The following is a 7,602-nucleotide window of genomic DNA, read 5'->3' on the forward strand; positions in this document are numbered from 1 at the left end:
CCCATAAGCCCCCATGGGTGACAGATATTAGCAATATTGTTAAATGACGAAGGCAGCTTCATGCCTACAACAATACGGCCTAGTTAGTTCATGTTACCCAGGCCAAGAAGGCGCATCCGGTAGTGACAATGGCCTTTGATCAAGGCCCGCCCTGACACTTTTTTACGACACATCTTGCTCAAAAATGTCCAACAGCCTCGCGCTAAAAGCGCTTTATTGGCCACTTCAGAGCAGATCATGATTAGAGTTTGCTTCCGACGTCGTCACGAAAATAATCCTCTGATGCAACTAGGCCAAATGTGCTGTTCGGCTCGTTAGCCTCTATCCCAACCTCCTCACTGAATAAATTTTGTATACGTCGCTCCTGTTTTAGGTACGCAACTGTGCCAAAAAAGCAACTCTCACAGAGATGTAGTTCGTAGCGCTCGCCATCGTGCTTAGCCCCGTATCCCCAATGAGCTTGGAGCGTCGCAAATTCAAGCCCAACATTCGCTACCCGAGTGGAGCATAGGCATACATCGCACATCACATCGGTGACGAAATCGATTTCCACCTTTTCAATAATTTTCATTTTGATTCTCCTACATTATTCAATCATCTATCTCCCAGGCCCAATAATCTGAAGAATTGAATGATCCGGTTACACCATTGGCTGCCACTAGATCATGATGGAACCCCAATGAGGGTGGTAGTCGCTATTTCGTACAGCACCCGGTTAGGCCTAACAGGATTCACTAAGCCTTTCATCGCCGCCTATTACGCTGAACGCTTCCGCTATCAGAATACGCTCAGAAACGGCTTGCGAATGAATGAAAATAATGACACTTTCCCTTGAAACACTAAGAAATAGTAGGGAATGGTAACGTATGGCAATTTACCAATATGAGCTCAGCAATGCTTCATTTCGTAAGCAACAACGGGTTTTTTCATCACCAAGCATCGGTCGACCGACTGCTTTCTTGAGCCATAGTCACAAAGATAACCAGCAAGCATTAGGCCTTCAGCAAATGCTCATTGAACAAGGGTGGGATATCTACATCGATTGGCAAGACCAAAAGATGCCGGAACGCCCTGATGCAGAAACCGCAAGGCGAATCAAGAATGCCATTGTGCATGCCAATTGGTTCCTTTTCCTGGCTACTGAGAACTCCATGTCATCACGATGGTGCCCTTGGGAGATTGGTTACGCTGATGGAAAGAAGAATCTCAATAACATCGTCATCGTTCCTACCGTCGACTCATCAGGTCGTCATCATGGCAATGAATATTTACAGCTTTATTCCCGTATCGACACCACACCAAACGGAGCATTAGCCCTATACGACCTTCAAGGGCACAGTCGTTGGCTGAGAAATATCTGATTATGCCTTACAAAAACCTGACGGGAAGCTCAGAATGAAACGTGATCAGTTACGGCTCGTTGACACCCTTTCAAAAGAGCTAGAAGAAGGAAATCTGGCTATTTTTGCGGGTGCAGGCTTTTCAAGAGCAGCAGGTTATGTCGACTGGAAGTCATTGCTCAAGCCAATAGCTGATGAGCTTGATTTAGACGTCGATAAAGAATGGGATCTAGTTACGTTGGCGCAATACCACACAAACGTCAATGCGACCAACCGAGCAAAACTCAATCAGCTACTGGTGACTGAGTTCTCAATGACGGCGGAGCCCACTGAAAACCACGCGATTCTGGCAAGGCTGCCTATTCCGACCTACTGGACAACCAATTATGATCGTTTGATCGAAACGGCGCTTGAAAAAAACGAAAAGATAGCTGACATCAAACATACCAATAAGCAATTGGCAACGACACGGCCGAAACGTGATGCAATTGTTTATAAGATGCATGGTGACATCGAGCATGCCGCTGACGCGGTGTTGACTCGCGATGACTATGAGCGTTACCACGTCAATATGCAGCCGTTCATTACAGCTTTAAGCGGTGACTTGGTTTCTAAAACCTTCCTCTTTCTCGGCTTCAGCTTCACCGACCCTAATCTAGAATATATTCTTAGCCGCGTCAGGATTCAGTTTACTCGAGATCAACGACAGCACTACTGCATCCTGAGAAGAGCTAGCAAGGGAGAGAATGAAGACCTTGCTGACTTCGAGTATCGCCAACGTAAGGAAGAGCTTTTCACAGGAGAGCTGCTCCGTGTAGGGATCAAAGCCGTTTATGTTGATGAGTTTTCTGAAATTACTGACATTCTGCGTGCCATCGAGCATCGCCACAAAAGAAATACAATCTTTATCTCTGGTGCTGCTCATGACTATAACCCGTGGTGCAAGGCTGAATCAGAGCAATTCGTTTATCATCTGAGCAGGGCCATTTGCAAAGAACAGTACCGAGTGATCTCAGGGTTTGGCCTCGGTATAGGTAGCGCAATCATCACTGGCGTGCTTGAACAAACTGTTATGAATGGTGGCCGTCTCGACAACGACCAGTTAATTCTTAGGCCCTTTCCACAAAGCAAGACTGGGGAAAGGCCTCTGAAGGAACTGTGGACAGAATATCGACGCAATATGCTCGCTCATGCAGGCGTTGCTATTTTTATGTTTGGCAATAAGCTGGAAAATGGCGAGTTAATCCTTTCTGACGGAATGCGTGAAGAATTCGATATCGCTGTAGCGAAAGGCGTTTTTGTAATTCCTGTAGGTATTACAGGCTCGATGTCGAAATTACTGTGGAATGAGGTTATGAAGTCTTATCAAGAATCTCAGCACGAGAATGGTAAAAAGATTACACCCTTGTTGGGTGAACTAGGCGATAAATCTACATCACTTGAACGCGCTCAAGAAGTCATCCTCCTCCTCTTACGGCTCATCTAAGGCGTCCCCATGGCTAGAAAGGTTTTCTTTAGTTTCCAGTACGACGACGTTCTGAGAGCGATGAATGTCCGTAACAGTAACGTGATCAATGCCAACCCTAAAGTTGGATTCATCGACAAAGCAGAGTTCGAGAAGTTAGAGCGCACAGGTGATAGCACGGTAAAAGCATGGATAGATGCCCAGCTTATCGGTACGACTGTGACAGTCGTACTTATAGGTGCCAATACTGATAAAAGTAAATGGGTAAAATACGAAATAGAGAAAAGTATCAAACGGGGCAACGGATTGTTGACTATAGATATTAGTAAAATCCCAGATTTCAATAAACAAACAAGTGACTTCTGCGGCATGAAGATCCAAGGATACAAGCACTACCGCTGGAATACAGATAATGGTCGTGAAAACCTTGGAGTATGGGTTGAAGAAGCCGCCAAGGCTGCTGGAAAACCTTGAGCGATATTTAAGCGACCACACCTTTGAGCTAATTAACGAAGATGAATTCTGATGCCCCGCCTGAAATCATACAGGCTACCAGGGGACCTATTCACCAAGCGATCCTGCGTTTGAACCCTTGTTTTAGCGGAAAAATGTCACGTGCTAACTGCTCGAATTATCCTGAATCGGATCAGGTGTCTTTGCCATCCATCAGAATAAGCTGAAGTACCACTGGCTTAGTTGCTGCCAATTGGGTTAGTGGCACACATATCGCCAATCGTTTTTAGTTTCATTGCATAACGGATTGTTGTAAGCCATTGCTTACAAACGCTGTGGTCAATCGCTTACATAAAAATGGCTTGATAAAGGCTAGGGTGAAAGTGTGACGCCCAGGATCGCCGCTTTAGCACGTCGAATGCGTCACAACAGGGATGTGATTATTGGTAGTGAAAAGAGGTAGGAGTGCCAGGGATGGCAGCTCTTTTCTAGGTTTTGGCCACTGCTAGCTCTTCCCAGCGTGTGGTGTAGCGTGGTGTACGGTGCTCGCAACGCAATTCCCAAGCATTCTGTTTGCGAGGCATGCCAATCCGGACGGTATTTTTTCCGTGTTCGCGATTGAGCTTATCGAGCGTGGCCATCAATTTTTCATTACGAGCACGTTTCTCGTCACTGATCGGTTCGGCGAGCAGCCCTAGTTGTTCATTGTCGTGATCGCACAAATCAATGAGCATAATCCCGCATTTTTGGTACCAGATGTCTTTTTTAAAAATTCTTTCTAGCCCTGCCATGGCAGCTTTGATGAGCTCGCGGCTATCATCGGTGGGGTGAGGTAGCGGTATTACTAACCGTTTACTGTAGCTCGGCAGATCTTGCCGAAAGCGATTGGTGTGAACAAACACCATCAATGCCTGCGCCAAGCCGTTTTGTCGTCGTAGCTTTTCACCAGCACGTGATGCGTGCACGCGTAGGGCTTCGTGCAGATCGGTTTTGTTCGTCGTGAGCCGGCCGAAGGAGCGGGACACCATGATCTGTTTTTTTGGTTGGCTCATGTCGTCGAGTGATATGCAGTTTTCGCCCCTCAACTCATAAACCAGACGTTCCATGACCACACTGAAATGGCGCCGCAAATGCTTAGAGCTGGCGGTGCGCAGCTGCCAAGCATTCTCTATGCCTAGAGTATGAAGCCGCGCTGCACTGCGACCTGCTACCCCCCATATCTCATTAACGGGTAGCTGCTCCAGGAATTCCCGGGTGTCGCTGCTGTTAGGGTCCATCATGGCCACGCCATTGAAAACACTTTCTTTTTTAGCGCGGTGATTGGCAATTTTTGCAAGCGTTTTGCTAGTGCTTAAGCCAACGCTAACCGGAATACCTGTATCTCGCTTAACTTGCTGTCGCATTAATTGGCATCGTTCTTCTAATGTGTCTGGTTCAAAGCCCTCAAACGATAGAAATGACTCATCAATGCTATATACATCCACGTGAGGCGTATGCTGTGAGAGAACATCAGTAACGCGGCTGCTCATATCACCGTAAAGCGCATAATTTGAGCTGAGCAATGTGCATTGTCGACGAATATGCGGATCAATCTGATGGGCAGGCATTCCCATTGCCACACCTAAGTTTTTGATTTCTTGCGAACGCGCGACCACGCAGCCGTCGTTATTCGACAAAACGCCGACAGCTTGGCCTTCCAACCTGGGAGCAAAGACTCGTTCGCAGGAGACATAGAAATTATTGCAGTCGACCAAGGCAATCATACGGTGAAACCGGGTGCTAGCGGTTGGATGCTATGGGTGGCCACACCCCAATTGTGACAATCATGCCCAGTGAGAGGGATGGGCTTAAACTCTGGGTTAGAGGCCACCAAATACGGCCGACTGCCCATGATGCTTAGCTTTTTACACGTCAGCTCGCCGTCCACGCTCATGATCACGATATGGCCTGGCTGAGGATTGATAGACCGGTCGACAATTAACAACGCATTATCTTTAATGCCATCGCCTTCCATGGAGGTGCCTTTGGCTCGCAGAAAGAACGTTGCACTAGGGTGCTTAATCAAATGGGCAATAAGATCTAATTCGACCTCGACATAATCGTCTGCGGGACTCGGGAAACCAGCGCGGACTTCGCCACCCGCTAAAGGCAGCCTTAGCGGTCGAGCCATGGTGTCGACGCGTCCAAGAATGGTGAAATGCATACTCATGCCATGCTCCCCATCGCTCGCCATGTGCCTGGTAGATGCACCTCAATGTTTTCAAGCGGTGCGAGTAGCGCGTCTTGTTCAGTCCCCCAAACCGCCAACAACTGCGTACCTTCCTCTCTCAAATCATCCCGTTGAAGAGGAAATCCTCCAACGATAACTGGAAGAGTACGGGGACTACTGAATGGCCGTTGCATAGACCGTGGGTAAGTTTTCTTGCTCATAAGCGCCTCCCTATATAGCTGTTAATATATGGCTATGTTGTCATCTTCTGTTGATGTGCTTTAAATATACTGTATAAAATACTGTATGTGTAGCCTTCGTGTGGAGAGCGCCATGAAGCAAGCAGACTTCAAAATCCTTGAGAGGACACTTTCCAGCCTTCCTGTTGAGCGCAAGAAATACATAGCGGAACGACTTCTTGGGCAAATCAGCTCACAGGCAGACACTCTGATTGATACCTTAAGCCATCACTTTCCATGCCCACATTGTGGCGGCGAGCACGCTGTTAAGTGGGGACGCAGCGGTGGCCTACAGCGGTATCGATGCCGGAATCCCGAGTGTCACAAAACATTCAACGCCCTTACAGGCAAGCCCTTAGCCAAGCTGCAACATCGAGATAAATGGTTCGACTACCTGCGCTGCATGCGAGACAGCTTGACGTTGCGCGCCTCAGCGGCCCGAGTGGGTATTGATTTGAAGACGGCTTTCCGATGGCGTCATCGTTTCCTGAAAACGAGTGCTCAAGACAATGCCAACCCACTATCCGGCATCATTGAGGTAGACGAAACCTTCTTCCTGGAGTCCTGCAAAGGAAAGCGTCAGATTACTCACCGCAAACCTCGCAAGCGTGGGGGACAAGGCAATGTTAAGAAAAAAGAACAAAAAATTCAGGTGCTTATTGCGCGAGACCGTAATGGAAAGGTCAGTGATTTGGTTGATCCGGCGCTCCAAAAATCGACTGTTCATGAGTTTCTGGCGCCGATCATCGATCGCGACTCGATTTTATGCTCTGACGGACACAGCTGGTATAAAACCTTCTCTCGCGACTACGGCATTGCCCATCATCGACTCATCGTATTCGATAATCAGCGAGTGATCGGCAAGGAATACCACATTCAGAACGTGAACAGCTATATGAGCCGCTTGAAGGGGTGGATGGGGCGCTTTCATGGGGTGGGGACAGCGTACTTACCTAATTACTTGGCATGGCGACGGTTATTTGAAACCACAAGGCCAGCCGAGGAAGCGTGGCTTCGTGCGGCGATAGGCGCTGACCAACAGCAGATGCCAACATAGCCTAATATATACAGTATTAAGGGCTGACAATAAGCGATCAGCCTAGTGAATCGCAAGCACTCTTCTTCATTCGTTGGTCTTATCGTGTTGGCAAGCCCACCTTATTTTGACGGTGGTTAGATGAGGGCACCGCGATTTTGGTGCGTAGGCTGACTTGGGTGGCCAATTCTCGTCTATCCTGCAGCTATGTGCGGACGATTTGCTTTATTCACCCCGATACCTGAGCTGACCAAAAAGGTCGGTGCGGTTATGTCTGAGCGCGACATTCGACCGCGCTACAATGTGGCGCCGGGTACCTGGATCGCGAGCATACGGCAGGCGTCTGAGGACTCTGCTCCCACGCTTGAAGAGGTGTGGTGGGGATTTCGCCCATCGTGGGCCAAAGGGAAAGGCACGCAACCCATAAATGCGCGAGTTGAAACCGTTGCGACTAATAACTTTTTCAAATCGGCATTTGCTAAACACCGGTGCCTCGTACTCGCTGACGGATGGTACGAATGGATCAAGAACACGCCCCCTAAGCAGCCTCATTATCTGTGCCGAAGGGATCGAGAGCCCCTATACTTCGCCGCTATCTACGCAGAACGGGATGATGGAGGTCTAGGATGTGCCATTCTCACCGAGCCAGCTCGAGGCAGTGCTGCCGATGTGCATGACAGGATGCCGTTAATTTTGGACGACGACAGTCTTGAACACTGGCTTGCTACTGACCTGACGGATAAAGAGACAATCCGCAGCATGGTGCGGCATATCGATGCGGGACTAGTTGAACATTGGCCGGTTAGCACGGCTGTTAACAAACCTTCCGAGGGACAAGGTGATGAGCTGATCAATCCTCT

At 48.4% G+C, this 7,602-nt stretch carries 9 protein-coding genes; 5 read left to right on the forward strand and 4 right to left on the reverse strand.

Annotated features, from left to right (window positions below):
* Positions 1 to 241: 241 nt before the first annotated feature.
* Positions 242 to 571, reverse strand: a complete 330-nt coding sequence (locus ACT3TF_RS17030; protein WP_427046904.1) for a hypothetical protein — start codon at positions 569 to 571, stop codon at positions 242 to 244.
* Between the two features lie 295 nt (positions 572 to 866).
* Between ACT3TF_RS17030 and ACT3TF_RS17035 the strand changes: the two genes are divergently transcribed.
* The 3 genes from ACT3TF_RS17035 to ACT3TF_RS17045 are packed head-to-tail and all read left to right on the forward strand — an operon-like array spanning position 867 to position 3,279.
* Positions 867 to 1,361: a toll/interleukin-1 receptor domain-containing protein gene (locus ACT3TF_RS17035; RefSeq protein ID WP_096277120.1), complete on the forward strand. Its 495-nt coding sequence runs from the start codon at positions 867 to 869 to the stop codon at positions 1,359 to 1,361.
* A 34-nt stretch (positions 1,362 to 1,395) separates the two neighbouring features.
* A complete protein-coding gene (locus ACT3TF_RS17040; RefSeq protein ID WP_192526915.1) occupies positions 1,396 to 2,826 on the forward strand; it encodes an SIR2 family protein in 1,431 nt (476 codons plus the stop codon).
* 9 nt (positions 2,827 to 2,835) lie between these two features.
* Positions 2,836 to 3,279, forward strand: coding sequence for a TIR domain-containing protein (locus ACT3TF_RS17045; protein WP_096277114.1), 444 nt, complete (start codon positions 2,836 to 2,838; stop codon positions 3,277 to 3,279).
* Positions 3,280 to 3,746: 467 nt separating this feature from the next.
* Here ACT3TF_RS17045 and ACT3TF_RS17050 read toward each other — a convergent pair whose 3' ends face one another.
* The 3 genes from ACT3TF_RS17050 to ACT3TF_RS17060 are packed head-to-tail and all read right to left on the reverse strand — an operon-like array spanning position 3,747 to position 5,688.
* The gene (locus ACT3TF_RS17050; protein WP_096277112.1) at positions 3,747 to 5,021 is read right to left on the reverse strand and encodes a Y-family DNA polymerase; all 1,275 of its coding nucleotides are present in this window, start codon (positions 5,019 to 5,021) and stop codon (positions 3,747 to 3,749) included.
* A complete protein-coding gene (locus tag ACT3TF_RS17055) occupies positions 5,018 to 5,467 on the reverse strand; it encodes a LexA family protein (RefSeq protein WP_225734540.1) in 450 nt (149 codons plus the stop codon). Before ACT3TF_RS17055 ends, ACT3TF_RS17050 begins: the two co-directional genes overlap by 4 nt.
* Positions 5,464 to 5,688 (reverse strand): hypothetical protein, encoded by a 225-nt coding sequence (locus tag ACT3TF_RS17060; protein ID WP_192536299.1) that lies wholly within the window; start codon positions 5,686 to 5,688, stop codon positions 5,464 to 5,466. Before ACT3TF_RS17060 ends, ACT3TF_RS17055 begins: the two co-directional genes overlap by 4 nt.
* 112 nt (positions 5,689 to 5,800) lie before the next feature.
* Here ACT3TF_RS17060 and ACT3TF_RS17065 point away from each other — a divergent pair, with 112 nt between their 5' ends.
* A complete protein-coding gene (locus tag ACT3TF_RS17065; RefSeq protein ID WP_427028022.1) occupies positions 5,801 to 6,763 on the forward strand; it encodes an IS1595 family transposase in 963 nt (320 codons plus the stop codon).
* A gap of 186 nt (positions 6,764 to 6,949) precedes the next feature.
* A partial coding sequence (locus ACT3TF_RS17070; protein WP_096277108.1) for an SOS response-associated peptidase occupies positions 6,950 to 7,602 on the forward strand: 653 nt, incomplete at its 3' end.

Source organism: Halomonas sp. AOP25-F1-15, from assembly GCF_052378675.1.
Lineage (GTDB): Bacteria > Pseudomonadota > Gammaproteobacteria > Pseudomonadales > Halomonadaceae > Vreelandella > Vreelandella casei.

Excerpts from the sequence above, each read along its gene's own strand:
- ACT3TF_RS17030 (WP_427046904.1), bottom strand. The coding sequence starts at position 571 with ATGAAAATTATTGAAAAGGTGGAAATCGATTTCGTCACCGATGTGATG.
- ACT3TF_RS17055 (WP_225734540.1), bottom strand. The coding sequence starts at position 5,467 with ATGAGTATGCATTTCACCATTCTTGGACGCGTCGACACCATGGCTCGA.
- ACT3TF_RS17065 (WP_427028022.1), top strand. The coding sequence starts at position 5,801 with ATGAAGCAAGCAGACTTCAAAATCCTTGAGAGGACACTTTCCAGCCTT.
- ACT3TF_RS17050 (WP_096277112.1), bottom strand. The coding sequence starts at position 5,021 with ATGATTGCCTTGGTCGACTGCAATAATTTCTATGTCTCCTGCGAACGA.
- ACT3TF_RS17035 (WP_096277120.1), top strand. The coding sequence starts at position 867 with ATGGCAATTTACCAATATGAGCTCAGCAATGCTTCATTTCGTAAGCAA.
- ACT3TF_RS17040 (WP_192526915.1), top strand. The coding sequence starts at position 1,396 with ATGAAACGTGATCAGTTACGGCTCGTTGACACCCTTTCAAAAGAGCTA.
- ACT3TF_RS17045 (WP_096277114.1), top strand. The coding sequence starts at position 2,836 with ATGGCTAGAAAGGTTTTCTTTAGTTTCCAGTACGACGACGTTCTGAGA.
- ACT3TF_RS17060 (WP_192536299.1), bottom strand. The coding sequence starts at position 5,688 with ATGAGCAAGAAAACTTACCCACGGTCTATGCAACGGCCATTCAGTAGT.